This is a genomic window from Nocardioides sp. NBC_00163, assembly GCF_045206295.1.
Classification (GTDB): Bacteria; Actinomycetota; Actinomycetes; order Propionibacteriales; family Nocardioidaceae; genus Nocardioides.
The window spans coordinates 5,882,941-5,905,763 of sequence record NZ_CP108155.1 but is presented as its reverse complement, the minus strand read 5'-3'; the positions used below and the strand labels follow the sequence as shown (position 1 = coordinate 5,905,763).

Genomic DNA, 22,823 nt, shown 5'->3' with positions numbered 1-22,823 from the left:
TAGTCCTACGAACAACGTGTTACCCCGCGTCCTAGCCGGCCACGTCGAGCTCGATCAGGTTCTTGACGGCATCGACGCGGCGCGTCGACTCATCGGGGTCGACCGTGCGGCGGTCGATGAGGGCCAGCTCCTGGTTGGCCTCGACGAACGGGCGCATGCGCTTCTCGTAGGCGACGAAGGCCTCGCCATGATCTGCGGCGCGACCGAGCTCGAGGGCGAGCACGTAGGCGCCGACGAGGGCGAGGCTCGTGCCCTGGCCGGAGAGCGGCGCGGCACAGTGGGCCGCGTCGCCGACGAGGACGGTACGACCGCGCGACCAGGAGTCGATCTTGATCTGCGCCATCGCGTCGAAGTAGAAGTCCTCGGCGGTCCACATCCGCTCGATGAGGTTGGGGACCTCCCAGCCGAACCCGGTCATGTGCTCGGCGACGAGCCGCCGCTGCGCCTCGATGTCGCGGTGGTCGTAGTCGATGGGGTCGGCGGCGAAGCCGAGGAAGATCCGCAGCTCCTGGTTGTCGCGCACGGTCATCACGGCACCACCGTCGCGGCCATTGTTGATCCAGGTCTGCCAGCGGTCCATGCCGAGGAAGTTCTCCTGGCTGAACACCGACAGGTAGGTGCCGAGGTGGTGGATGTAGTCGGCCTCGGGACCGAAGACGAGGCGGCGGGTGTTGGAGTGGAGGCCGTCGGCGCCGACGACGAGGTCGAAGCGGCGCGGGGCGGCGTGCTCGAACTCGACCAGGACTCCGTCGGCGTCCTCACGGATCGCGGTGATCGAGTCGCCGTAGAGGTACTCGACTCCGTCGAGACGCTCGTGGACCAGGTCGACGAGATCCTCACGGAGGATCTCGATGTCATCGGAGTCGAGCTGCCCCGAGGAGAGTGCGAACTCCTCTGAGCGCATCAGCTCGTTGCCGTCGGCGTCGAGCATGTTCATGCCGTTCGACTCGTTCTTCAGCGCGCGCGCCGGGGCTTCGAGCCCCATGCGGCGCAGGACGGTGAGGGCGGCACCGCGTACGTCGACGGCCTGGCCGCCGCGACGCAGCGCCGGCGCGCGCTCGACGACGACGGGAGTCAGGCCCTGCTCGCGGAGCCAGAAGGCGAGGGCGGTGCCGGCGATGCTGGAGCCGGAGATGAGGACAGTGGTCATGAGAGTTCCTTCGGATACGGCGTATATCTGGGTCATCCCTGACCGTAGCGAACATGCCTCTGACCTGGCAATATATAACTTCATCTGGACTAGCACAGTGGTTCTCTGACTAGAATCTGTCCTAGCACAGAGAAGAAGGAGGGCCACCGTGGCCGGCTCGACCGAACCGACGTACGTCCGCATCGCCGCCGAACTGACCCGGCGCATCGATGCCACCGAGATCGCCCCCGGCGACAAGGTGCCCTCGACCCGACAGCTCGCCCAGGAGTTCGGCGTCGCGCTCGCGACCGCGACCAAGGCCCTCGACGTCCTCCGCGCCGACGGACTGGTGATCACCCGCCCCCGGTCAGGCACGGTGGTCGCGCCCCGCGACGACGCCTCACGGACCCCCACGACGAAGGCCCTCACCCGTCAGCACATCCTGGTCGAGGCGGTCGGGATCGCCGATGCCGAGGGGCTGGACGCGGTCTCGATGCGCGCGGTCGCGGGGCGCTGCGGCGTCGCCCCGATGTCCCTCTACCGCTTCGTCGAGGGGAAGGACGAACTGGTTGCGGCGATGGCAGACGCGGTCTACGCCGCCTCGCCCTTCACTCTCGATCCCGACGCCCCCTGGCGCGAGCGCGCCGAGTCCCTCGGCCGTGAGCTGTGGCGGCTGCACCGCAACCACCCGTGGCTGGGCCGCACCCAGCCGCTGACCCGGCCGATGATGCTCCCCAACCTGCTCCGCTTCGGCGACCGGCTGCTCGGCGCGCTCGAGGGTCTCGGGCTGCCACCGAAGACGCAGTTCGACATGCACGTGCTGCTCTACAACCACGTCGCCGCGCTGGCCGCGAACATCGAGCGCGAGGACGAGGCGATGTCCCAGACCGGGGTCTCGGCGGACGAGTGGACCGACCGCCAGTACGTCCCCCACTTCAGCGACGACGCCTTCCGGACCCGCTTCCCCCACGTCGCCCGCCTCTTCGGCCCGACCGCCCTGCTCGCCGACGGCTACGACATGGACCTCGACGAGCTCTTCGAGCTCGGCTACGGCCTTCTCCTCGACGGCATCGAGGCGTACGCCCGACGGCATCGCGAGCGACCCGCTGACCGAGTCGACTGACCGAGCCGACCAGGCGGTCGCCAGAATGGGTCCGTGACCGTCGAACTGCGCTCTGACAATGCCGCCTCCGTCTCCCCCGCGATCCTGGAGGCGATGGCCGCCGTCAACTCCGGCTCCGCGCTCGCCTATGGAGGTGACGAGGTCACCGCCGCGCTCGAGGCCCGTGTCCGCGAGGTCTTCGAGCACCCGACGGCGCGCGTGTTCCCGGTACTGAGCGGCACCGCCGCCAACGCGCTCTCCCTCTCCGCGCTGACCCCGCCCTGGGGCTCGGTGCTGTGCCACGAGACCGCGCACATCCTGAGCAGCGAGGGCGGCGCCACCTCCTACCTGAGCGGCGGCGCGGTGATGACGGGGCTCGCCGGCGAGGGCTACAAGATGGCGCCGGAGGCGCTGCAGGCCCACCTGGACGGCGTACGTTGGGGCGACCCGCACCACTCCCAGCCGACCGTCCTCTCGCTGACCTCGCCGTCCGACTACGGCACGGTCTACTCCGTCGCCGAGATCTCCGAGCTCACCGGGATCGCCAAGACCCGCGACCTGCGGGTGCACCTGGACGGCGCCCGGTTCGCGAACGCCGTCGTGGCCACCGGCGCCGCGCCGGCCGACCTCACCTGGCGGGCCGGCGTCGACGTACTCTCCCTCGGCGCGACCAAGAACGGCGCCCTCTCGGCCGAGGCGATCGTCTGCTTCAGCGACGCTCCCGCCGACGAGCTCGTCTACCGCACCAAGCGCAGCGGCCACGTCACCTCGAAGATGCGCTACCAGTCGGCCCAGCTGCTGGCCTACCTCACCGACGACCTCTGGCTCCGCAACGCCCGCAACGCCAACGAGCGGATGGCCGAGCTCGCTGCCGGCCTGGAGAAGGCAGGCGTACGCATCACCAACTCCGTCGACGCCAACCTCGCGTGGGTGGATCTCCCCGAGGAGACGGCCGACCGCCTGGAGGCGGCCGGGGTGCTCTTCTACCGGCTCGGCGGCCAGGTCCGGTTCGTGACGTCGTGGCAGACCACGAGCGAGGACGTCCGCACCGTCCTGAGCCACCTCGACGACCCGAGCTGAGACATGGCCGACAGGCCAAATCTGGGAATCCAGGGGGTGAACTCGGTAACCTCACCCGCCTATGTCTCACGACCTCCAGGTCCCCCACCTCACCCCCAGCACGACCGTTTCGGACCAGCCTCCTTCGGCACCGGCGAAACGGCTACGTGGCGACGTCCAGGGGCTACGCGCCGTCGCCATCCTCACTGTCCTAGCCGCCCACGCGGGAGTCTCCTGGTTCGCCGGCGGGTTCGTCGGCGTCGATGTCTTCTTCGTCATCTCGGGCTTCCTGATCACCCAGCAGCTCGTCGGAGAGCTCGGCCGCACCGGCCGGATATCGCTGAGACGCTTCTACGCGCGCCGGGCCCGGCGGATCCTCCCGGCCGCCACCCTCACCCTCGCTGCCACCGTGGTCGCCGCCGTGGTCCTGCTGGGTCCGGCGCAGGTCGCTCCGCTCGCCGTCGACGCGGTCTGGGCCTCGGCGTTCGCCGCCAACATCCGGATGGCCATCGCCGGGACCGACTACTTCCAGGCCGAGCTGCCGCCCTCTCCGGTCCAGCACTTCTGGTCGCTGGCGGTCGAGGAGCAGTTCTACCTGGTCTGGCCGCTCGTCGCGCTGATCTGCATCGTCCTGGCGAGCAGGATCGGCGCCTCCCGGGGCGGCGAGCGTGACGTCCAGCAGGGTTCGGCACGGGCTCGTCGGTTCCTCCTCGCCGCGATCGCGCTGATCACCCTCGCCAGCTTCGCCTGGTCGCTCGTGCACACGCCCGGGGAGGCCACTGCGGCCTACTTCTCCTCGCTCACCCGCGCCTGGGAGCTCGGGATCGGCGCGGCGCTGGCGATCCTGGTCACCAGCGGCCGGGTGATGCAGCGGCTCGGGGGCGCGCGTCTGGTCCGCGAGATCCTCGTCCTGGGCGGGCTGATCGCGATCGTCTGGGCCTGCCTGGCCTACGACGAGTCCACCCCGTTCCCCGGCTACCACGCCGCGCTCCCGGTGCTCGGCTCCGCGGCCATCATCCTCGCCGGCGCCCTTCCCTCGGGCGAGACGACGATCGGCGCCCGGCTGCTGTCGGTGGCGCCGATGCGGGCGATCGGCGACTGGTCGTTCTCGCTCTACCTGTGGCACTGGCCGCTCCTGGTGCTGCCCGAGATCGTCCTCCAGCGTGAGCTCACCTGGCCCGAGCGCGGTCTGGCGGTCGCGGGCGCGTTCGTGCTGGCGTACGTCTCCTTCCGGCTCGTCGAGGCGCCGTTCCGTGAGGGTGCGATCTGGCGGCCGACCCGGCGCGCGCTGACCTTCTACCCGGTCAGCATCGCGCTCGTGGCGGCCATCGCGTTCGGCGGCACCGCCTACGCCGACTACGAGGCCACCCGCGGCGACTTCCAGCCGGCGATCACCCTGGCCGACGCACCCGCGGCCGATCCGTCGCTGGACGAGCAGGAGGCACTGGTGCGGGCGTCGGTGCTTGCGGCGCGCAAAGACACGCCGGTCCCGACCGAGCTGCGTCCGGCGCTCACCGAGCTCGACTCCCTCAAGCCGAGCCGGACCAGGTGCGACTACACCGACGACTCCGAGCGCGACCTGTGCGTCGACGGCGACCCCGACGGCGAGAAGACGATGGTTGTCTTCGGGAACTCCCACGCCCTGCACTGGGTCCCGACGCTGAACGACATCGCGAAGAAGCACGGCTTCCGGACCTACTTCCTGGTCAAGAACCGCTGCGTCTCGGCCTCGATCACCACCGACCGCGGCGGCGAGAAGGACCCCTACACCGAGTGCGACGACTTCAACCGCTGGGCCTTCAAGCAGTACCGCCGCCTCGACCCCGACCTGACCGTCGTCTCCACCGCTCCGCCGATCCAGGGCGTCTTCGACGAGAACGGCGACTGGGTCGGTGAGAGCCGCAAGATCGACGAGCTCATGCATCCGGCCTACACCGACTTCCTGCGCCGCGTGGACAAGCACACGAAGCGTACGGTGCTGATCCGCGACATCCAGGGTTTCGACGCCAACGCCGGCACCTGCCTGTCCCGGCCCGGCGCCACCCTGGGCGACTGCCTGATGGGCGCGGTCGAGTCGCGGGAGCGGTCGATCGACGTGCAGGTCCGGGCGGCCGAGGAGGTCGGCGTCGACGTCGCCGACATGAGCTCCTACTTCTGCTGGGACGGGTCCTGCCCCGCCGTCGTCGGCGACACCATCACCCACTACGACGGCACCCACATGTCGCGCCAGTACGCGCCCCAGCTCGCCGAGCCACTGGCCCGCGAGCTCGGCATCCGCAACCGAAAATAGCGGCCGTACGCAGCCGGGGAGGGCCGCTCGCATCGCGAGCGACCCTCCCCGTTCTGGTCAGATCCCGGTCAGATCCGGGCAGATCCTCAGCGCTGGACGGCGCCGGTGAGCTCGGCCGCCCTGGCGACCGCCGCGTCGCGTGCGGCCGCGGTCTCCTCGGCCTTCAGCGTGCGGTCGGCAGCACGGAAACGCAGCGCGAAGGCGAGCGACTTCTTGCCCTCGCCGACCTGGTCGCCCTCGTAGACGTCGAAGAGCCGCACGGTCTCCAGCAGTGGACCGGCACCCTCACGCAGCGCCGCCTCGACGGCGGCCACGGTGACGTCGACCGACACGGTGAGCGCGACGTCCTCCTTCGCGATCGGCATGGTCGAGAAGACCGGGCCGGCGGCGGTGGCGGGCACCTTCGAGATCAGGAAGTCGAGGTCGATCTCGACCGCTGCCGAACGGGCAGGCAGCCCGAACGCCTTGCAGACGTTGGGGTGCAGCTCGCCGGCGTGGCCGAACTCGACACCGTCGACGGAGACGACCCCGCAGCGACCCGGGTGCCACGGCGCCCGCGAGGCCGAGGCGACCTCGACCGGGACTCCCAGCTCGGTGCCCAGGCGGCGTACGACGTCGATGGCGTCGGCCCACGAGGCCGTCTCGGCGGCGCCCCACCATCCACCCCGCGTACGCTCCCCGGCGAGCACGACGGCGAGATGCAGCGGCTGGCGCGGGATGGCGGCGAGCAGCTTCTCGAGCTCCTCCTCGGTCGGGCGCCGGTCGACGCCGTAGATCGGCGCGGCCTGGTCCACCGGGAAGGCGACGGTCGCGGTCTCGAAGAGGGAGACCCCGTCCTGACCTCGGGAGACGTTGCGGGCGGCGACCTTGAGCAGGCCCGGGAGCAGCGTCGTGGTGTAGCCGGGCTCCTCGCTGCTGAGCGGGTTGGCCAGCTTGACGGTGTGCCGCAGCACGTCGTCGGCGGGCAGCCCGAGGCGATCGAAGTCGGCCTCGCCCACGAACGGGAAGTCGACGACCTCGACCAGCCCGGCGCCGGCCAGGGCACGCCCGATCCGGCGGCGCAGCTGCTGCGCTCGGGTCAGACCACCACCGGTCGCGCGGCGTGGCAGCACCGAGGGGACCTTGTCGTAGCCGACGATGCGGGCGACCTCCTCGACGAGGTCGTAGGGGTCGGTGAGGTCGACGCGGTAGCTCGGGATGGTCGCGCGCAGCGAGTCACCCGACACAGCGACACGGGCGCCGATCAGCTCGAGCGACTTCACCACCGTCGCCTCGTCGATGTCGAGCCCGATGATCCGGGCCGGCAGGTCGACCGGGATCGTGATGGTCCGGAACGGCTCGCGCGTCTCGAGCGAGGCCCCCGGCCCGACCTCGGAGACACCGACGGCCTGGCCGCCACCGTGCTCGACGAGCAGCTCGACGACGCGCTGGGCCGCGGCGGGCGGCAGCAGCGGGTCGACGCCGCGCTCGAAGCGCTTGGACGCCTCCGAGGGGAGCTTGTGGCGCTTCTGGGAGCGGAAGACGGTGGTCGGGTCGAAGTGCGCGGCCTCGACCACGATGTCCGTGGTCGACTCCGAGATCTCCGTGGACGCCCCGCCCATGACACCGGCGATGCCGATCGGGCCGGAGTCGTCGGTGATCAGCAGGTCCTGCTCGGAGAGCACCCGGACCACGTCGTCGAGCGTGGTGATCTTCTCGCCCTCGCTGGCCCGCCGCACCACGATGTCGCCGGACAGCTTGGCCCGGTCATAGCAGTGCGTCGGCTGGCCGAGCTCCATCATCACGTAGTTGGAGACGTCGACGGCCAGCGAGATCGAGCGTACGCCGGTGGCCTCGAGCCGCTTCTTGATGAAGTCGGGCGTCGGCGCGGCCGGGTCGAACCCGGTGATCACGCGGGTGACGAAGAAGTCGCAGCCGTCGTCCTCGAGCCGGACCGGGTAGCCCGACCCGTCTGCGATCGGGTAGTCGATCTGCGCCGGGTCATGGAAGGGCACGTCGAACCCGAGAGCGGCGTCCCGCGCGATGCCGCGCATCGACAGCGCGTAGGCACGGTCGGGGTTGATCTCGAACTCGATGATCTCCTCGCCGAGCCCGAGCACCTCACGCGCGTCGGTGCCGGGGGCGGGAGCGTCGGCCGGCAGCACGATGATGCCGTCGGCCTCCTCCCCCAGCCCGAGCTCGCGCGCGGAACAGATCATTCCGGCCGACATGTGGCCGTAGGTCTTCCGGGCCGAGATCTCGAAGTTCCCAGGCAGCACGCCACCGGGCAGGATCACGACGACCTTGTCGCCCGGCTTGAAGTTGTGCGCGCCGCAGACGATTCCCTGCGGCTCACCGGTGCCGTTGGCATCGCCGACGTCGACGGTGCACCAGTTGATCGTCTTGCCGTTCTTCTGCGGCTCGGGCTCCTGGGTGAGCACCCGGCCCACCACGAGCGGGCCCTCGATGCCGGCGCCGGAGGTCTCGATCGCCTCCAGCTTGAGCCCGAGCGCGGTCAGCCGGTCGGTGATCTCCTCGATGCCGAGATCGGCCGGCAGGTCGACGTACTCCTTGATCCAGGAGAGGGGGGCCTTCACAGTTCACTCCCGAATGCAGTAGTAAGCCGGACGTCGCCCTCGAAGAGGGTGCGCAGGTCGGACAGGCCGGTGCGGAACATCAGGGTGCGGTCGATGCCCATGCCGAACGCGAAGCCGCTGTACTTCTCCGGGTCGACACCGCAGGCGACCAGGACGCGCGGGTTCACGATCCCGCAGCCGCCCCACTCGATCCAGCCCTCGCCCTTGCAGGTGCGGCAGGTGACGAGCTGACCGTCTCCGGCGTCGACGACCTGCGCGCCACGGCAGACGAAGCAGGTCAGGTCGACCTCGGCGGAGGGCTCGGTGAAGGGGAAGTACGACGGCCGGAACCGGGTCACGATGCCCTCGCCGAACATCTGGGTGGCGAAGTGGTCCAGGGTGCCCTTCAGGTTCGCCATCGAGATGCCCTCGTCGATGGCGAGGCCCTCGACCTGGTGGAACATCGGCGAGTGGGTCGCGTCGTACTCGTCGGTGCGGAAGACGCGTCCGGGGCAGACCACGTAGATCGGCGCCTCGCGGGTCAGCATGGTGCGCGCCTGGACCGGACTGGTGTGGGTCCGGAGAACGACGTGGTTCTCGGCGGGCTCGGTCCAGAAGGTGTCCTGCATGGTGCGGGCCGGGTGGTCCGGGCCCAGGTTGAGGGCGTCGAAGTTGAGCCACTCGGCCTCGATGAGCGGGCCCTCGGCGACCTCCCAGCCCATCGCCACGAAGATGTCGGCGATGTACTCGGCGCCGGTGGTGAGCGGGTGCCGCCCACCAGCGGGGAGCCGGTCGGTCGGGAGCGTCACGTCGACGGTCTCCTCGACAAGCATCCGCGCCTCGTGCTCGGCCTCGAGCACCTTCTGCCGCGCCGCGAGCGCCTGGTTGACCGCGCCGCGCGCCTTGCCGACGCGCTGGCCGGCGTCCTTGCGCGCCGCCGGCGGCAGCGCGCCGATCTCACGGTTGGCCAGGGCCAGCGGCGAACGGTCGCCGGCGTGGTCGAGCCGTGTCTGCTTGAGCTCCTCGAGACTGGTCGCGGCGTCGATGGCCTTGAGCGCGGCGTCGCGCGCGGCCTCGACCTCCTCAGCCTTCAAGGGGGTGACCTCTACCGGGTCATAGTCGGTGTTGGGACCGGACATCACTGGCTTTCGTCGCATCGAGTGTGTGAGCGACAGTCTAGGAATCTCCCAGCCCCTCGCGCGAACCGGTAACCGGTCCCCCTCTACAACCCGGATGATAGTTAGGCTAGCCTCACCTCATGCCCCCTGCCCTTTCCGGTCATGACCTCGTGCTCGGCTATGCCCGCGCCACCGTGGTCCATGGCGTCTCGATCGGTCTCGAGTCGGGTCGGGTGACCGCGCTGATCGGGCCGAACGGCTCGGGCAAGTCGACCGTGCTGCGGTCCCTGGCCCGGCTGCACCGGGTGACCTCCGGGTCGGTCCAGCTCGAGGGTGCCGACAGCGCGCCGCTGAACGCCCGCGCGTTCGCACGCAAGGTCACGCTGCTCTCCCAATCCCGCCCGCACCCCTCCGGCCTGACCGTTCGCGACGTCGTAGGATTCGGGCGCCACCCCCACCGCCGTCGGTTCGCCGCCCTGACGGAGGAGGACCTGGAGGGCATCGACCGGGCCATGGAGCTCACCGGGACCGCCACGATGGCGGAGCGGGCGGTCGACCAGCTCTCCGGTGGCGAGCTGCAGCGCGTCTGGCTGGCCAGCTGCCTGGCCCAGGACACCGGCGTACTGCTCCTCGACGAGCCCACCAACCATCTCGACCTGCGCTACCAGGTCGAGATCCTTGACCTGGTCCGCGATCTCGCGGACCACCACGGGACGGCCATCGGCGTCGTCCTGCACGACCTGAACCAGACCGCCGCTGTGGCGGACCAGGTCGTACTGCTGCACCACGGCGATGTGCACGCCGCCGGCGAGCCCGCTGACGTGCTCACCGCCGAACACCTCTCCGAGGTGTACGGGCTCCCGATCGAGGTGACCTCCGATCCGGAGTCCGGGCGCGTCCGGGTCGAGCCCCGCGGCAGGCATCACGCCCGGCTCTGACGCCGGCGGACACGAAGAGGAAACACGATGTTTCGACGTACGACCACTGCTGCCCTGACAGCGGCCGGCGCCCTGATGCTGGCCGCCTGCGGACAGACGACGACCGCTGCCGATTCCGGTGAGCCCGAGAAGAAGGCCTCCGCGGGCTGCGAGGGCGTCTCGACCTCCACCGGCCCGGTCAGCCTGACCGACTCCTTCGGCAACAAGGTTGAGCTCGACAAGCCCGCCGAGCGGGTCGCGGTGCTGGAGTGGCAGCAGACCGAGGACCTGCTCAGTCTGTGCGTGGACCCGGTGGCCGTCGCCGACGGCAAGGGCTACCGCACCTGGGACACCGCCGAGGAGCTCGGCGACGGCGCCACCGAGGTCGGCACCCGCGGCGAGCCGAACCTGGAGACCCTCTTCGGCACCAACCCCGACCTGATCGTCGTCGAGGCCTACACCGCCGAGGACGAGATCCTCAAGCAGCTCGCCAAGTACGACGTCCCCGTCCTCGCCACCAAGGGCGCCGACGCCAAGGACCCGGTCGCCAACATGGTGACCACCTTCGAGATGATCGCCGAGGCGACCGGCCGCGAGGAGCAGGCCGAGAAGATCGTCGGCGAGTTCGAGGACAAGCTTGCCGACTCCAAGAAGGCGGTCGCGGAGGCCGACGCCGCAGGCACCGAGTTCGTCTACTTCGACGGCTGGATCGACGGCGCCAACGTGGCGATCCGCCCGTTCGGCCAGGGCTCGCTGATCGGTGAGCTCGGCGAGGAGCTCGGGCTGAAGAACGCCTGGACGGGCGAGGTCGACCCCGCGTACGGCCTCGGGCAGACCGACATCGAGGGCATGACCACCCTCGGCGACGCCACCTTCTTCCACACCGGAACCGTCGACCCCGCCGGCGACATCAACGCCGAGCTGGCCAAGAACGAGGTCTGGAAGTCGATCCCGGCCGTCAGCGAGGGCCGCACCCACGCCTTCCCCGAGGGCATCTGGACCTTCGGTGGGCCCCGATCGGCCGAGCAGGTTCTGGACGCGTACGTCGACCTGCTCAAGTGACCGATGCCCTCAAGGCCCCGCGAGCGGGTGCCGGAGGCGCCTCTGTCGTCCTCCTGTGCCTGCTCGCCGGGCTGCTGCTGACCGCCTCCTGGCACCTCACCCAGGGCACCTCGGGCGTAGGGCCCGCCGACTTCCTCGACGCGCTGCTCGGGCGTGAGCAGTCCCACGGCGCGACGGCGTCGACGATGGAGATCATCACCGGGTCGCGGATCCCCCGCCTCGCGGCGGGCATCGCGGTCGGCTTCGCCCTCGGCGTCGCCGGGGCGCTCCTGCAGTCGCTCGCGCGCAACGCGATGGCTGCCCCCGACACCCTGGCGGTGACCGGCGGCGCCTACTTCGCGGTCACGCTGGTCGCCGCGTTCGGTTTGTCGGTCCCGCTGTGGGCCTCCGGCATCACGGCCTTCCTCGGCGGCCTCGTGGCCGCCGGGATCGTCCTCGCCCTCGCCGGTGGCGCGGGCACCTCGACGACCCGGCTGATCCTGGCCGGCTCGGCGGTGGCGCTCGCGCTCCAGGCCGCTACCTCGACGCTGCTCATCCTGTACTCCGAGGAGACCACGAGCCTGTTCGCCTGGGGCAGCGGATCGCTGAGCCAGCTCGGGCTGCAGGCGTTCTGGCAGGTGGCACCGGTGGTCGTGGTGGCGACCGTCTGCGGCCTGCTGCTCGCCCGCCGGCTCGACCTGCTCTCGGCCGGCGACGACGCCGCCTCGGTCCTCGGCGTACCGGTCCGCTCGACGCGGGCGATCGGGACCGTGCTCGCTGTGCTGCTCACCTCAGCAGCGGTGACGCTGGCGGGGCCGATCGGCTTCGTCGGGCTCTGCGCCCCAGTGCTGGTACGCCTTCTCGGCCGGGTCGTCCCGGCGCTGAACCGGCACGCCGTCCTGATCCCGGCCGCCGGTCTCGTGGGCGCCCTCGTCGTGGTCGTGGCGGACGTCCTCGTCCGCGCGGTGCTCGGTGCGGACGAGGCCATGTCCGTGCCCACCGGAGTGACGACGACGATCGCCGGTGCGGTCGTGATGGTGCTCCTCGCCCGTGGCGGACGTGACTCCGGGCCCACCCGCCGTCCACCCGGCGCCACCGTCTCCATCCGCAGCTGGCTCCGGTTCCTGGTGGTGCTCGTCCTGCTGCTCGCGCTGACCGTCGGGGCCACCGTCGTCGGCCTGCTCGCCGGGCATCAGTGGCTCTACACCGGCGACATCGTCGCCTGGATCCAGGGCGAGGGCATCCCGCTGGTCCAGTTCGCTCTCGACGAGCGTGCGCCCCGGGTCGCCGCAGCCGTCCTCGCCGGTGGGGCCCTCGCCCTCGCGGGCACCTTCGTCCAGGCCACCTGCCGCAACCCGCTGGCCGAGCCCGGGATCCTGGGCATCACCGGCGGCGCCGGCGTGGGCGCGGTCATCGTGGTCACCGGCCTCTCCTCGGGCTGGAGCGGCGGCAGCTCGGCCGCGGCCTCGACGACCACCATGCTCATCGCCGCGACCGTCGGAGCGCTGGTCGCCTTCGGCGTCGTCTACGGCCTGGCCTGGCGCCACGGCATCGACACCGACCGGCTGGTGCTCATCGGCATCGGCGTCTGGTACGGGTCGGTCTCGCTCAGCACCTTCCTGCTGGTGCGCTCCAACCCGTGGGACACACCGCGGATCTACACCTGGCTGTCGGGCTCGACCTACGGTCGCAGCTGGGAGCAGGTCGTCCCGGTCGCGGTGGCGTTGGCCGTCGCGATTCCGATCGCCTTCGTGGTACGTCGCGAGCTCGACCTGCTCACGCTGGACGACGACACGCCACGGCTGGTCGGCGTCTCCTCGGAGCGGGTGCGCCTGCTGATACTGCTGACCGCCGCGGTGCTCACCGCGATGGCGGTCTCCGCCGTCGGTGTCGTCGGCTTCGTCGGCCTGGTCGCGCCGCACATCGCGCGCGCCCTCGTCGGCGGGCGCAGCGCGCGGGTGGTCCCGGTCGCCATCCTGGTCGGGGCGTTGCTCCTCGTGGTCGCCGACGCCATCGGCCGTACCGCGATCAGCCCCGCTCAGATCCCCGCGGGTCTCGTCGTCGCGCTCATCGGCGCGCCGTACTTCATCTTCCTGCTGGCCCGGTCGAGGCCGTGAGGGAGTGACCTCAGGCCGACGGCGGATTCCGGGGCCAGGCGACCTCGATGCGGGCCCCGCCGCCGTCGGCATCGCCGATCGTGACCGAGCCGTGGTGGGCGCGGGTGAGGCCGCCGACGATGTAGAGGCCCAGGCCCGAGCCGCCGCGGGCGCCGTGCTTCCAGAACTTGGTGAACACGCGCTGGCGCAGCTCGGCGGGGATGCCCTCGCCGCGGTCCTCGACGACCAGCAGGACCTGGTCGGGGTCGTCGGGCCGAACGCCCAGGCTCACGGTGACGACACCGTCCCCGTGGCGTACTGCGTTCTCGACGAGGTTGGTGACGACCTGGGTGAACTTGTCCGGATCGGCGTGGATCTCGAGCTCGTCCTCACCTGCCGAGACGTCGAGCTCGATCGGCCTGGACGTCGCCGAGCGCACCGACTCGACCACCCGGGTGACCAGCACCGTCGCGTCGCTGGCGCGCGGGTAGAGCTGCAGCCGGCCGGTGTCGATCCGGGCCACGTCGAGGAGCTCGGCGATCAGCCTGGAGAGCCGGTCGGAGTCGGACGCGACGGTCTTGAGCATCAGCTTCTTCTGATCGTCGTTGAGCCGGTCCCAGCGGTTCAGGAGCGCCTGGACGAACCCTTTGACCCCGGTCAGGGGCGAGCGCAGCTCGTGGGCGACGGTGGCGACCAGGTCGGACCGCTCCCGGTCCAGGCGCTTGCGGCCCCGGCCCGAGCGCAGCGAGATCGAGACCTGGTCGACGTCGGCGTCCAGGGACGGGCGCCGGATCGTCGAGACGACCAGCACCTCGGTGCCGTCGGGCAGCAGCCAGGCCTGCTCCGGGGTGCCGGTGACGGTCCGCAGGGTGTCGTAGGGCCGGTTGGCCTCGGTCCAGGTCTGCCCTTCGGTGCTCCTCAGCGCGAGTACGTCACCCAGCGGCTTCCCCAGGCTCGAGACCGGGTCGACGCCGAGCATCCGCCCGGCCAGAGCGGAGACCAGGACGACCGCGCCATCCGCGTCGGCGACGACGACACCGTCGGGCAGGGCATCGGCGAGTTCTCTGGCGTCCACGCCGCCACCCTAGACCGACCCACTGCCCAGGGCCGCTACTCAGGCCGATTGCTCAGCGGCAGCGTGATCGGCGCCGGGTCACCGGGCGAGAAGTAGATCTTGATGAAGGTGTGTACGGCCTCGGGGAGCAGGTTGGAGACGAGCGGGATGTTGGGGACGGTGCTCTGGTAGGACCGGACCAGCAGCGGCACCGCGCTCGCCCAGACCGGCGCGAGCACCGGGTCCTTGTCGAAGGCGATCATGTCGGCGTACGCATCCCCGATCACATAGCGCCCCAGCGACTCCAGCTCCTGGCGCAGCAGCGGGTTGCCCTCGCCGATCACGGCGTCGAGCAGCGCCTGGGCGAGCTCGACTCCCTCCTGGGTGCCGCCCGTCGCCGGGCCCATCACCTGGTCGTACTGCGCGTACGCCGCGGCCCAGTCCTTCGGCAGATACTGCTCCTGCACGCCGAGGAGGTGGAGGTCGACGTTCCAGGCGTGCAGGAACGCGTCGGCGAGCTCCTTGCTCGGCGCGATGTCCCACTCGCTGAACTTCTTCATCACCCAGGTGCCGAGGCTGTGGAAGGTGACCAGGATGTCGGCCTGGCTGATCGGGATCTCCTGGCCGGCGCCGACCTTCGTCCAGTGCGGGGACTGCGGCAGCAGGTGGCGTACGGCGGCGTGGACCATCCGGGTCTTGACCGAGTCGACCATCAGCCGGCCGGAGGCTGTCCAGCCCTGGGCGTCCATCACGTCGTAGCCGAGCACGGTCGTCTTGGCGATCCGGTCGCGCATGTTCGCGCCACCGTAGGAGTAGTAGACCGACCATGCCTCGCGCTTGATGGCACAGCTGATCAGACCGCTGCCGAGGGTGTAGAGGAGCGCGAGGAAGAAGCCGTACCTCTCCTCGTTGAACGTGCCGGCCAGCTGCAGCTTCCCCTGGTCGGCCCAGGTCGGGAGACTGCGGGCCTCCTCGATGAAGTCGGTCAGGTAGCCCGGCAGGCCATCGGGAACCGGCTGGTCGTTGGTGGTCCAGCCCTTCAGGATCTCGTTGACCTCGGCGACCTTGGCGGCGCCTTCGCCGTAGAGACGCCCGATGACCGGGTCGGCGCGGACGTCCCAGACGTATTCGGGATCCAGCCCCTCACCCGTGCCCGCGATCGAGGCGCTCGGCGACCACGTCCACAGCGGGAAGGTCGCGCCCGCGGCGGCTGCCGCACCGCCCGAGGCCAACAGTCGTCGTCTGCTCACGTTCGTCATGCCGTGCTCCTTCGCATCGCCCTGAGAGAACCTCCGCATCACCGAGTGAAACAGATTTACCTTTCGTGTATCAGACCCTGCGGGGTATCGGGCGAGGCAGCCGGGCGACCCGGGCAGCGGCCGGCACGGTGGCCAGGAGCAGTGCGGCGATGACGGCAAGAGCCAGTCGTACGTCGACCCCGGCCGCCACGCCGAGCAGCGGTGTCGCGAGCAGGACCGGGCCGGTCTGGGCCAGCTGGGTCAGGCTCGAGAACCGGGCGAGCATCTCCGGCGGGGTGCGGGCGACATAGGCCGGGAGGAGGTAGCTGGTCAGCATCGTGGTGCCGACGCCGACGAGGCCGACCGCGAGGATCCCCGCCCAGATCTCCGTACGCACCGCCAGCAGGACCACCCCGCCGGCCGCGAGTGCCGGGCCGGCGACCGCGACCGGTGCGCGCGGCGCGCCCCAGCGGGCGACGGCGAGGGTCATCACCAGTCCCCCGGCGACCCAGGCCCCGGAGACGAGACCGGTCTCGGCGGCCGTCCAGCCGCGTTCGCGGCCGGCGAGCGGTAGGGCGAGCATGACCAGCGGGAGGACCGTCGCGGCGAGGCCGGTGATGGCGACCAGGACCGGGACGACGCCGGGCGTGCGCACCGCCGTCCTCGCACCGTCGGCCAGACTGTGCCAGACCGAACCCTGGGCGGGCGCGGGGGCCGGCTCGTGCGGTGGCCGGACCAGGAGGAGCGCGACGAGCACGATGGCGTACGTGGCCGCGTCCAGGCCGGCGGTCAGCGGCAAGCCGCCGTGGCCGATCAGGAAGCCGCCGGTCGCAGGCCCCGCGGTGCGGGCGATCTGGTGGGCGGAGCCGACCAGCGCCATCCGCCGGTCGAGGTCCTCGGCCCCGAACAGCCGCGGGAAGACTCCTTCAGCGGGTCGCCGGAGGGCCTGGATGGTGCCCGAGAGGGCGCCGACCGCGACCAGCATCCACAGTCCCGCACCATCGATCGCGCCGACCGCGAACGCGGCCATGACCAGCACCATCGCGGCATCGCAGGCGGCCATCGTCCGCCGGATTCCGATCCGGTCTGCCAGCACTCCCCCGGCGAGCACCAGCACGGCCAGCGGGATGCCCTCGATCGTCAGCACCAGGCTGGCCGCGTCGGCACCGAAACCCGCCGCCGCCCAGCCGATCGCGAAGAAGGTCACCGAGTCGCCGAAGACCGATGCGGTCGACGCTGCCAGCCAGGGGCGGAACCCCCGGCCCTGGGCCACTCCCACGGACTCAGCCTTCGGGGTTGTGCCGCACGGGCATGACCAGCGCGGTGAACCCAGGCTGGTAGGGCGAGGTCACCACCACCGGCCGGTCCGGCGCGGTCACCGCCAGCTGGATCTCGTCGCCCAGGCACGCTGCCAGGGCGCGGCCGAACAGGGCCGTGCCCAGTCGGAGCCGGCTCGGAGGGCCGGTCACCACGCCACGTACGTCGCTCTGCTCGGCGGTGTGCGGCGAGCGGAGCCGCGCCTGATCGCCGAGGAAGAGGTCGACCTCGGCGTAGGCGGCCGCATCGAGACCCGCGAGCAGGTCGGACTTGACGAGCACCGCCCAGGTGACGGGCGGCTCCAGACCGGCCAGAACGAGTCGGTGCGCCGGGTAGGTGGTGTCGCGGCCCAGGTCCTGCCCGGCGAGGGTGAGGGTGCCATCGGCGATGCGCAGCTCGGCGGTGGTGATCGCATCCAGCCGGTCGGCCAGCGCGGCCGCGTCGGGCAGGGACAGGACCGCCCGGCCATCGTCCCCCTCGGCCGCCGCCGGCAGCTCCCGCACCGCCATCCAGTAGCGGTTGGTCGCCACCACGTCCACGTCCGATCCACCGCTACCGCCCCCGACGTCTATCAGGACAGAAGCGAGCTCGGAGGCCGGATCGGACTCGGCCGCGTGCCGCACCTGCCGGATCGCTGCGGCCAGCACGGGACCGGGCAGCTCGACGAGCGCGGGCCTGGCGGCAGGCCCGGCATCGACGGCGGCCAGCACGCCGCGTACGGCCTCCTCGGCCCGCCCCGTCCGCGCCGTCTGCTCCTCCAGGAACCCGATCAACGCTGCCCGCGCCTCTCCAGCCGGCGAGTCGAGCACAACCCGCATCGTCTCGATCGGGACCCCGGCCTCCCGCATGCCCACGATCAGCCGCGCCCGGTCGGCGAGCTCGGGCGTGTAGTAGCGATAGCCCGTCCCGGAGTCGACCTCCGCCGGCACCAGCAGCCCGCACTCGTCGTAATGCCGCAGCGCGCTCGCGGTCAGGCCCACCGCCCGCGCGAAGGCCCCGATCGTCAACAGTGGCTCATCCATGCCGCAACCATCGTCCTTCAGGCCAGATGAAGGTCAAGACGCCGACGAGAGGCCGTCACGGGAGGGTCAGCAGCCGGATGACAGGTCGCGCGACGTCGCCGGCGTCATCGGCAGGGTCGTGCGGAACCGAGCCGGCGAGCCACAGGCTGGCGAAGCCGTGCACGATCGACCATGCGGCCAGTTCGGTGGTCTTGTTGGCCGATGTCGACAGCGCCTCGGTGAGCGCCCGGCCGGCGCGCTGCTCGGCGGCGGCCAGCTCCGGCGCATCGGGATCGTACAGCGCCGGGCTGAACATCACCTCGAAGTGCGCACGGTGCCCCACCGCGAACCGCACGTACGCCACCCCGGCCTCGATCAGGTCGCCACCGGCAGCGGACAGTGCGTCCGCGAGCAGGTCGTAGCCCTCGGCCGCGAGCGCTGTGAGCAGACCGCGCTTGCCGCCGAAGTGGTGGGAGAACGCCGCGTGCGAGACGCCGGCTCGCCGGGCGACGTCGCGCATGCTGAGCGCGGCAGGTCCGCCGCCCTCCTCGAGCGCCTCGACGGTCGCGGCGAGCGCGGTTCTGCGCAGGTCCCCGTGATGGTAGGTCCGATCGGTCACGAAGCGATCTTACCATTGACAACATTTGGCAGCGCGCCTATCTTACCAGTGGTAACTTCATCGTCGGAGGAGAGCACTCATGCTCGAGACACTCATGCTTCTCGTTGTTCCCACGGCCGGGTTCAGACTGCTCGGGGCCTTGGGCCTGAGCCGTTTCGCGACCTGGCGATCCAGCGCCACCCACGGCTTGGCGGTGCTGCTGCTGTTCACCGGGAGCGCGCACTTCGTTCCGGACAGCGTCACGATCATGCCCAGCCATGACGATCTGGTCGCCATGGTCCCGCCGTTCGTTCCCGCCCCCAGCCTCACGATCTACATGACCGGCGTCCTGGAGGTGCTGGGCGCCGTCGGGCTCGTCATCACGCGGACGCGCCCGGCTGCCGGACTCGGACTGGCCGTGCTCTTCGTCCTGCTGTTGCCCGCCAACATCTACGCGGCGGTCGAGAACATCCCACTCAACGGCGATCCGGCTACGCCGCTCTGGTTCCGACTCCCCGAGCAGGTCGTCTACGTCGTCGTGGCGCTCTGGGCGGCGCTACCCGTTCGACACGGCCGCGTCCCGATGCCGGCAGGCGCGACGAACCCGGGAGCCGACGAGGCCGATCGACGCTTCGGCGTCAGGAACTGACGTCTCGGCGTTGGGCCTTGGCGCTGGCGTAGAGGCACAGGGCGGCGGCGGTGGAGAGGTTGAGCGACTCGGCCCTGCCGAAGATCGGGATGCTCACGATCTCGTCGGCCTCGGCGGCGAGCTCGGGCGGGAGGCCCCAGGCCTCGTTGCCCATCAGCCAGGCGGTGGGCCGGGCCAGGAGCGCGTCGGCGCTGAACAGGTCGGCGGTGCCGTGCATGTCGGCGGCCAGGACGGTCAGGCCGGCGGCCTTGGCCGCCTTGACGGCGACCAGCGGATCCCGCTCGATCGCGATCGGGAGGTGGAAGGCGGAGCCGACCGAGGCCCGGATGGTCTTGGGGTTGTAGAGGTCGACCGAGTCGCCGGCCAGGATCACCCCGGACGCGCCAGCCGCGTCGGCACAGCGGATGACGGTGCCGGCGTTGCCGGGATCGCGTACGTCGGCACAGATCACCACAAGCGGACCCGCGATGTCGGTGAGCGGCACGTCGAGGAACCGGCACAGTGCCACCACCCCGGCGGGGGTGACCGAGTCGGAGAGCCCGGCCATCGCTCGGTCCTCGACGAGAGTGACCGGTTGGTCGGCCAGCACCGAGGCGTACGCCTCGGCTCCGGCTTCGGTCGCGAAGATCTCCTGCACGCAACTCACCCCAGAATCCAGCACAGTGCCGAGCGCACCCTCAACGGCCTTCGGACCGTCGGCCAGGAAGACCCGCCGCTCCGAGCGAACCGCACGTCGCGCGAGCTTGCGGATCTCCTTGAGGCGCGAGTTCCCCGCGGACAGCTTCACGTTCTCCCCCGACTCATTCACTGACGAAGACTCCCACGTCGCAACAGAGAACGACGCCCCCAGCCCGGCACAGCGGCCGGTGGGGGCGTCGTTTCAAACGCAAGCTCAGGCGTTCGCCGGGGCGTTGACGTCCTCCGGCAGAGCAGCCTTGGCCTGGGCGACGATCGCGTTGAACGCGGCCACGTCGTTGACGGCGAGCTCGGCGAGGATCTTGCGGTCGACCTCGATGCCGGCCAGGTTGAGACCCTGGATGAAGCGGTTGTAGGTCATGCCCTCGGCACGCGCCGCCGCGTTGATCCGCTGGATCCACAGCTTGCGGAAGTTGCCCTTGTTCTTGCGGCGGTCGTTGTAGGCGTAGACGAGCGAGTGGGTGACCTGCTCCTTCGCCTTGCGGTAGAGGCGCGAGCGCTGGCCACGGTAACCCTGGGCCCGCTCGAGGGTGGTGCGACGCTTCTTCGCAGCGTTCACTGCGCGCTTGACGCGTGCCATTTCAGTGCTCCTTGAATGCTAGGGAAAGTTTCGGGGTGATCGCTCAGCGACCGAGCAGCTTCTTCGCGCGCTTCACGTCGGCGGGGGCGAGCTCCACCAGACCGGCGTTGCGACGGTGCTTCTTGCGCGAGCCGGTCGTCGGCGCGGAGGCGAACGCAGCGCCAGACTTACGGCCGGCCTGCAGGCGCTGGATCTTCCCGGAACCGGTCACCTTGAAGCGCTTCTTGGAACCGGAGTGGGTCTTGTTCTTCGGCATGTTCTTCTCTCTCTCGTCGTCCGGCCGGTCACGGGGCGCCGCGGCGGCGGAAGTCTCTTGCTGGGCCCGGGAGGCTCAGACGTCGATGTCGGGGTCGAGGTTCTCCGAGCGGCGCTTGACCTTCGGGATGGAGGCCGGACGCGCGGCGTTCGCAGCCGTACGCTCCGCCTTCTCGGCGGCCTCGTCGGCAGCGCGCTCGGCGGCCTTCTCCTCCTTGGCCTCCTTCGCCTCGACCTTGGCGTCGGCCTTCTTCTTGTGAGGGCCGATGACCATGGTCATGTTGCGGCCGTCCTGCTTCGGCGAGGACTCGACGAAGCCAAGCTCCTCGACGTCCTCGGCGAGCTTCTGCAGCAGGCGGAAGCCGAGCTCGGGACGGTGCTGCTCACGACCGCGGAACATGATCGTGATCTTCACCTTGTCCCCGGCGTTGAGGAACCGCACGACGTGACCCTTCTTGGTCTCGTAGTCGTGCTTGTCGATCTTCGGACGAAGCTTCATCTCCTTGATGATCACGTTCGTCTGGTTTCGACGGGCTTCACGGGCCTTCTGGGCGTTCTCGTACTTGAACTTCCCGTAGTCCATGAGCTTGCAGACCGGCGGCTTGCCCTGCGGGGCGATCTCGACCAGGTCGAGGTCGGCCTCCTGGGCCAGGCGCAGCGCGTCAGGGGTCGGCACGATGCCGACCGTCTCTCCGTTGGGACCAACGAGGCGGACCTCGGGAACCCGGATCCGGTCGTTGATACGAAGCTCAGTGCTGATGTGTCCTCCAGTTGTTGTGGCTGCGGAGGCTCTGGATCTCGGCTTCCGGGCCGCGTGCACGGGCGGTCCGGAAATCAAAAAAGGCTTCCGCTTGTCAGGTCACAAGCGGAAGCCAGTCATAACGCTCACCCGCGCACGGGCTCGCACCACCGGGGACACTGTCTCCGGGACCGGACCCGACGACCTTCGTTGCTAGGCGGTCGATGCGGGTGGGAGAACGCTGTCGTGATCTCCGCTTGTTGGATCAAACCGACGGCGTACGTCGGCTGATCGGTCAACACGGAACACTACTGCAACATTCCCCGCTGTCCCAATCGTCAGGGTCGCACCCAGGCGGTACGCGGCCCGACGGTCGCCAGCTGCCAGCCCTCGGCCACCTTCTGCAGGTCGTCGCCCTCGATCGCGAACGGGACCGGGCCGGCGAGATCGAGCACGAGGGCGTCGGCGCCGTCGTGGACGGCGGCCTGAGCCGCGTCCCGCAGGGAGACCGGAACCGGGCGGGCGTCGGCCTGCCACGCCTGCAGCGGCGCGGTCCCGGTGAACCCGAGCAGCGCCTGGCGCCCATCGGCACCGGTGAGCAGCACGGTGGCCATGTCAGAGGTCTTGTCGTGCGCCAGACCGGCTTCGTCGACCTCGACCTCGCCCAGCACCGCGACGACCGGGACGAGCACCCGGGCAGCCGCCAGGGTGATGAGCACATCGGCGTGCGTGGCCTGGCCCGCGGCGTACGACCTCATCACGGTCGCGACCTCAGGGCTGGTCTCACCGGTGTCGCCGGGAAATGCCGTGCCGAGAAGTCGTTTGTCGTTCATCGCCTCCCCATTCAACAACAGAGCAACATCAGGGCAGATATCGGGGACAGTCCGGGTGCCAGACGACCACGACGGTGGAAGACTGCAGGTATGGACCAAGGCGCCTACCTCGCACTAGCCGCCGCGCTCACCATTCTGGGCGCGATCTGGACCTGGGTCGCGTTCCGACGGCGCGGCCTCGGAGCCGGCGTGAAGGCTGCCGGGTGGACGCTGCTCGCCCCGGCGGCGTACCTCACCGGCCTGCTGCGCGCCGGCGGCCGGATCGTCGACGCGATCGCCGACTGGGCCGCACGCCTGGTCTTCAGCCCGACCGTCTGGATCGGGTTCGGCATCGCCGCGCTCGCCATCGTGCTGATCTTCGTCTCCCGCCTCCTGCCCACCAAGGAGAAGCCGAGCCGAGCGGCCCGCAAGGGGGCTGCCGGTGCCGCGCCCGCCGGTTCGGCCGGCCCGGCCTCGGTCGCGGCTCCGAAGACGGCCAAGGGCCCGGTGGTCGACGACGATGACGACGACATGGCCGACGTGAACGACATCTTGAAGAAGTACGGCATCTCCTGAG

Annotated in this window: 21 protein-coding genes; 8 read left to right on the top strand and 13 right to left on the bottom strand. The window is 70.5% G+C overall.

Annotated elements, in window-relative coordinates; all coding sequences use genetic code 11:
• Positions 1-31: 31 nt before the first annotated feature.
• Complete coding sequence (locus OG801_RS28200) at positions 32-1,150, bottom strand: FAD-dependent monooxygenase (protein ID WP_406032459.1); 1,119 nt, start codon at positions 1,148-1,150, stop codon at positions 32-34.
• Between the two features lie 148 nt (positions 1,151-1,298).
• Between OG801_RS28200 and OG801_RS28195 the strand changes: the two genes are divergently transcribed.
• From OG801_RS28195 to OG801_RS28185, 3 genes are all read left to right on the top strand, one after another.
• The gene (locus OG801_RS28195; RefSeq protein WP_406032458.1) at positions 1,299-2,252 is read left to right on the top strand and encodes a GntR family transcriptional regulator; all 954 of its coding nucleotides are present in this window, start codon (positions 1,299-1,301) and stop codon (positions 2,250-2,252) included.
• A 33-nt stretch (positions 2,253-2,285) separates the two neighbouring features.
• Positions 2,286-3,311 carry a threonine aldolase family protein gene (locus tag OG801_RS28190; RefSeq protein WP_406032456.1) on the top strand — a complete coding sequence of 342 codons (1,026 nt, stop codon included), beginning with the start codon at positions 2,286-2,288 and terminating at the stop codon, positions 3,309-3,311.
• Positions 3,312-3,372: 61 nt separating this feature from the next.
• On the top strand, positions 3,373-5,580 hold the full coding sequence (locus OG801_RS28185) for an acyltransferase family protein (protein WP_406032454.1): 2,208 nt from the start codon (positions 3,373-3,375) through the stop codon (positions 5,578-5,580).
• Positions 5,581-5,666: 86 nt separating this feature from the next.
• On the opposite strand, the gene pheT is transcribed toward OG801_RS28185, so the two are convergent.
• A complete protein-coding gene (gene pheT / locus OG801_RS28180) occupies positions 5,667-8,156 on the bottom strand; it encodes a phenylalanine--tRNA ligase subunit beta (protein WP_406032452.1) in 2,490 nt (829 codons plus the stop codon).
• Complete coding sequence (gene pheS, locus OG801_RS28175; protein WP_355225471.1) at positions 8,153-9,274, bottom strand: phenylalanine--tRNA ligase subunit alpha; 1,122 nt, start codon at positions 9,272-9,274, stop codon at positions 8,153-8,155. Before pheS ends, pheT begins: the two co-directional genes overlap by 4 nt.
• A 119-nt stretch (positions 9,275-9,393) precedes the next feature.
• Between pheS and OG801_RS28170 the strand changes: the two genes are divergently transcribed.
• The 3 genes from OG801_RS28170 to OG801_RS28160 are packed head-to-tail and all read left to right on the top strand — an operon-like array spanning position 9,394 to position 13,328.
• Positions 9,394-10,191, top strand: coding sequence for an ABC transporter ATP-binding protein (locus tag OG801_RS28170; RefSeq protein ID WP_406032450.1), 798 nt, complete (start codon positions 9,394-9,396; stop codon positions 10,189-10,191).
• A gap of 27 nt (positions 10,192-10,218) precedes the next feature.
• A complete protein-coding gene (locus OG801_RS28165) occupies positions 10,219-11,232 on the top strand; it encodes an iron-siderophore ABC transporter substrate-binding protein (protein ID WP_355017213.1) in 1,014 nt (337 codons plus the stop codon).
• The gene (locus OG801_RS28160) at positions 11,229-13,328 is read left to right on the top strand and encodes an iron ABC transporter permease (RefSeq protein ID WP_406032448.1); all 2,100 of its coding nucleotides are present in this window, start codon (positions 11,229-11,231) and stop codon (positions 13,326-13,328) included. Before OG801_RS28165 ends, OG801_RS28160 begins: the two co-directional genes overlap by 4 nt.
• Before the next feature lie 10 nt (positions 13,329-13,338).
• Here OG801_RS28160 and OG801_RS28155 read toward each other — a convergent pair whose 3' ends face one another.
• The 5 genes from OG801_RS28155 to OG801_RS28135 form a co-directional block, all read right to left on the bottom strand.
• A complete protein-coding gene (locus OG801_RS28155) occupies positions 13,339-14,382 on the bottom strand; it encodes an ATP-binding protein (protein WP_406032446.1) in 1,044 nt (347 codons plus the stop codon).
• 35 nt (positions 14,383-14,417) lie between these two features.
• Positions 14,418-15,620: an oxygenase MpaB family protein gene (locus OG801_RS28150; RefSeq protein ID WP_406032444.1), complete on the bottom strand. Its 1,203-nt coding sequence runs from the start codon at positions 15,618-15,620 to the stop codon at positions 14,418-14,420.
• A gap of 70 nt (positions 15,621-15,690) precedes the next feature.
• A complete protein-coding gene (locus OG801_RS28145) occupies positions 15,691-16,878 on the bottom strand; it encodes an MFS transporter (RefSeq protein WP_406032442.1) in 1,188 nt (395 codons plus the stop codon).
• A gap of 4 nt (positions 16,879-16,882) precedes the next feature.
• A complete protein-coding gene (locus tag OG801_RS28140) occupies positions 16,883-17,938 on the bottom strand; it encodes a MerR family transcriptional regulator (RefSeq protein ID WP_406032440.1) in 1,056 nt (351 codons plus the stop codon).
• 55 nt (positions 17,939-17,993) lie between these two features.
• On the bottom strand, positions 17,994-18,536 hold the full coding sequence (locus OG801_RS28135) for a TetR/AcrR family transcriptional regulator (protein ID WP_355017207.1): 543 nt from the start codon (positions 18,534-18,536) through the stop codon (positions 17,994-17,996).
• Positions 18,537-18,615: 79 nt separating this feature from the next.
• Between OG801_RS28135 and OG801_RS28130 the strand changes: the two genes are divergently transcribed.
• The gene (locus OG801_RS28130; protein WP_406032439.1) at positions 18,616-19,164 is read left to right on the top strand and encodes a hypothetical protein; all 549 of its coding nucleotides are present in this window, start codon (positions 18,616-18,618) and stop codon (positions 19,162-19,164) included.
• Here OG801_RS28130 and OG801_RS28125 read toward each other — a convergent pair.
• The 5 genes from OG801_RS28125 to OG801_RS28105 all read right to left on the bottom strand — a co-directional run bounded on the left by OG801_RS28125 (position 19,154) and on the right by OG801_RS28105 (position 22,267).
• Positions 19,154-19,972: a TrmH family RNA methyltransferase gene (locus OG801_RS28125; RefSeq protein WP_406032437.1), complete on the bottom strand. Its 819-nt coding sequence runs from the start codon at positions 19,970-19,972 to the stop codon at positions 19,154-19,156. The two genes, OG801_RS28130 and OG801_RS28125, sit on opposite strands and share 11 nt — an antisense overlap.
• Before the next feature lie 84 nt (positions 19,973-20,056).
• Positions 20,057-20,440, bottom strand: a complete 384-nt coding sequence (rplT, locus tag OG801_RS28120; RefSeq protein WP_355017204.1) for a 50S ribosomal protein L20 — start codon at positions 20,438-20,440, stop codon at positions 20,057-20,059.
• 43 nt (positions 20,441-20,483) lie between these two features.
• Positions 20,484-20,696 (bottom strand): 50S ribosomal protein L35, encoded by a 213-nt coding sequence (locus OG801_RS28115; protein ID WP_008359371.1) that lies wholly within the window; start codon positions 20,694-20,696, stop codon positions 20,484-20,486.
• Positions 20,697-20,771: 75 nt separating this feature from the next.
• The gene (gene infC, locus OG801_RS28110; RefSeq protein ID WP_406032435.1) at positions 20,772-21,515 is read right to left on the bottom strand and encodes a translation initiation factor IF-3; all 744 of its coding nucleotides are present in this window, start codon (positions 21,513-21,515) and stop codon (positions 20,772-20,774) included.
• A 257-nt stretch (positions 21,516-21,772) separates the two neighbouring features.
• Positions 21,773-22,267 carry an SseB family protein gene (locus OG801_RS28105; RefSeq protein ID WP_406032433.1) on the bottom strand — a complete coding sequence of 165 codons (495 nt, stop codon included), beginning with the start codon at positions 22,265-22,267 and terminating at the stop codon, positions 21,773-21,775.
• A gap of 90 nt (positions 22,268-22,357) precedes the next feature.
• On the opposite strand from OG801_RS28105, the gene OG801_RS28100 reads away from it, so the two are divergent.
• Positions 22,358-22,822 (top strand): hypothetical protein, encoded by a 465-nt coding sequence (locus OG801_RS28100; protein ID WP_355017201.1) that lies wholly within the window; start codon positions 22,358-22,360, stop codon positions 22,820-22,822.
• Position 22,823 lies beyond the last annotated feature (1 nt).

Coding starts and splice junctions, on each gene's coding strand:
- pheS (WP_355225471.1), bottom strand. CDS start 9,274: ATGTCCGGTCCCAACACCGACTATGACCCGGTAGAGGTCACCCCCTTG.
- OG801_RS28115 (WP_008359371.1), bottom strand. CDS start 20,696: ATGCCGAAGAACAAGACCCACTCCGGTTCCAAGAAGCGCTTCAAGGTG.
- OG801_RS28105 (WP_406032433.1), bottom strand. CDS start 22,267: ATGAACGACAAACGACTTCTCGGCACGGCATTTCCCGGCGACACCGGT.
- OG801_RS28165 (WP_355017213.1), top strand. CDS start 10,219: ATGTTTCGACGTACGACCACTGCTGCCCTGACAGCGGCCGGCGCCCTG.
- OG801_RS28170 (WP_406032450.1), top strand. CDS start 9,394: ATGCCCCCTGCCCTTTCCGGTCATGACCTCGTGCTCGGCTATGCCCGC.
- OG801_RS28150 (WP_406032444.1), bottom strand. CDS start 15,620: ATGACGAACGTGAGCAGACGACGACTGTTGGCCTCGGGCGGTGCGGCA.
- OG801_RS28140 (WP_406032440.1), bottom strand. CDS start 17,938: ATGGATGAGCCACTGTTGACGATCGGGGCCTTCGCGCGGGCGGTGGGC.
- rplT (WP_355017204.1), bottom strand. CDS start 20,440: ATGGCACGCGTCAAGCGCGCAGTGAACGCTGCGAAGAAGCGTCGCACC.
- OG801_RS28100 (WP_355017201.1), top strand. CDS start 22,358: ATGGACCAAGGCGCCTACCTCGCACTAGCCGCCGCGCTCACCATTCTG.
- OG801_RS28200 (WP_406032459.1), bottom strand. CDS start 1,150: ATGACCACTGTCCTCATCTCCGGCTCCAGCATCGCCGGCACCGCCCTC.
- OG801_RS28130 (WP_406032439.1), top strand. CDS start 18,616: ATGCTCGAGACACTCATGCTTCTCGTTGTTCCCACGGCCGGGTTCAGA.
- OG801_RS28185 (WP_406032454.1), top strand. CDS start 3,373: ATGTCTCACGACCTCCAGGTCCCCCACCTCACCCCCAGCACGACCGTT.